This window comes from Lentzea sp. (genome assembly GCF_036380075.1).
In the GTDB taxonomy this organism is placed as follows: Bacteria; Actinomycetota; Actinomycetes; order Mycobacteriales; family Pseudonocardiaceae; genus Lentzea.
The window spans coordinates 1-2,028 of record NZ_DASVFL010000059.1; the positions used below are offsets into that span (position 1 = coordinate 1).

At 68.2% G+C, this 2,028-nt stretch carries 2 protein-coding genes and 1 pseudogene; 1 reads left to right on the top strand and 2 read right to left on the bottom strand.

The window, feature by feature from the left end; all coding sequences use genetic code 11:
• Positions 1-115: 115 nt before the first annotated feature.
• The gene (locus VF330_RS07145) at positions 116-805 is read right to left on the bottom strand and encodes a hypothetical protein (RefSeq protein ID WP_330850709.1); all 690 of its coding nucleotides are present in this window, start codon (positions 803-805) and stop codon (positions 116-118) included.
• Position 806: 1 nt separating this feature from the next.
• Positions 807-1,700: a DNA-processing protein DprA gene (locus VF330_RS07150; RefSeq protein ID WP_330850710.1), complete on the bottom strand. Its 894-nt coding sequence runs from the start codon at positions 1,698-1,700 to the stop codon at positions 807-809.
• A 100-nt stretch (positions 1,701-1,800) separates the two neighbouring features.
• On the opposite strand from VF330_RS07150, the pseudogene VF330_RS07155 reads away from it, so the two are divergent.
• A pseudogene (locus VF330_RS07155) lies at positions 1,801-2,028 on the top strand (hypothetical protein); the annotation flags it as partial.

Below are 2,028 nucleotides of genomic sequence, written 5' to 3' on the forward strand. Positions count from 1 at the left end.
CTTCATGAAGTCCCCGCCCGAGCAGTACTCGGACGCCGAGGCCCACGCGGCCGTCGAGGCGTTCATCCGCGGCGAGGCGTGACGTGGTGGGGGCCGTGTCACCGCGGCCCCCACTTCATCGGTCGCGCTGGGCGCAGAGCACGCACGCGTCCCAGTCGAACGGAACTGTCGCGGGAGCAGGCTTGTCCAGGTGCCTTCCGATCACCAGCCCGACGACGCGCGTGGCTCCGGCTCTCTTCAAAGCCACTGCGGAGGACTGGAGGCTCGCGCCGGACGTCCAGGTGTCGTCGACGAGCAGAACACCCCGACCTCCCGTGCTGACCTCGTAGCAGTCAGGTCGCATCTTCCGGTCGTTCCCGCACCGGGTGATGAGTGCGCTGGTGAACCGGGTGCGTGTCTGCCCGATGCGCCTGCCGAGCACGTCCACGAGCGGTGACGTCCGACTCCGCGAACTCGGCACGGTCGTCACCAGGTCGAAATCGCCCCAGCAGCGCTCGTGACCCGCCAGGAAGGCGGCGAGGACACAGGCGAGTTCGTTGGTGAGCTGCCGCTTCACATCGTCGGACCTGTTGTTCTTGTACTGGAAGAGGGTGTGCGCCAGCTGCCGATCCTTCTCCGCGAACGAGATCGGCACGACCTCGTCGGCGAGTTCGCTCCCGTGAGCCGCGAAGTGCTGCTGGCACTGCCAGCACCGCTCGTATCCCTCTGTCGGGCGCCGACAGGTCACGCACACGTTCTCGCCGCGGGCGGACGGGGTAACGAGGACGTTGCGGTAGCTGTCGAGAATACGGCTGAACGGACTCACGTCAGATGTCGATCAGATCCGGAACTCCGGCGCGCAGCTCGTCCAGCACGCGCAGCAGGTGGTCGGGGCCTTCCAGCACTGTCGTGTTCGGACGTGTCGCCATCTCGCGCCCCCACGTCGTGTCCGACGCGACCTCCGGCAGCAGGAAGACGTGCCTGCCGTGTTCGAGTGCGAGCCTGGCCTGGATGCGGGTGCCGCTGTGCTCGCCCGCCTCCACCACCACCGTCGCGGTGCTGCAGCCGCTCATCACGGCGTTGCGCATCGGGAAGTGGTGCTTGGCCGGGCCGGCGTCCGGCCAGAACTGGGACAGCACCGCACCGGTCCTGGCGATCTCCTGCTGCAGGTCCGCGTTCTCCGCCGGATAGCAGCGACGCAGACCCGTGCCCACCACCGAGACCGTTCGTCCTCCGGCGTCGACAACGGCTCGATGTGCCGCCGTGTCGATGCCCGCGGCGAGACCGCTGTAGACCGTGATGTCGTGCTTGGTCAGCGTTGTCGCGATCTCGCGGGTGATGTGGAGACCTCGTGCGCTCGCATGCCTGCTGCCGACGACGGCGACGCCGTGCTGGTCCTCCGGTACGAGAAAGCCCCTGCAGGTCAGGAAAGGCGGCCGCTGGTGCACCATCAGCAGCTGGGCCGGGTACTGCTCGTCGAGAACGGTGACGAGGTGGATGCCCTCGCCTTCCCAGGACTCGATCTCCTTCTCGACCAGTTCCAGCCGTCCGGCCAGGTCGGGGTCGACGTGGTCCAGCGTGAGCTGGTCCGGGACGAGCAGCGACTCCAGAACGGACAGGGCAGATCCGGCGGCCTCCACGGCGTCCGTGACATCGGCCCAGCCGCGCTCGCTGTCGCGGAGTGCGAGCAGGAACGCCGCCTGTTCACGCCGGTTCACCACGGTGACATCCTATCGAACACAGGTTCGACACGCTGGGTCGAATCGCCTGGAAGTGGGCGAGTCTAATGGGGCGAACGGTGGGGGCCGCTAGGTTCGGCCGGTGCGCACCCTGCTCGTCGCCCTCCCGGGCCTCGTCCTCGCCGGCATCGGCCTGACCCACCCCCACCACCTGGACGCGTCCACGGCCCAGTGGTGGCAGAACATGCACATCATCCTGGCGCTGGTCTTCCCGCTGCTGGCGGCCGCGCAGTGGGTGCTGCTCGACGACAGCCCGAAGTACGTCCGCTACCCGGCCCGTGCGGCCGCCTTCGGCTACGCCGTCTTCTAC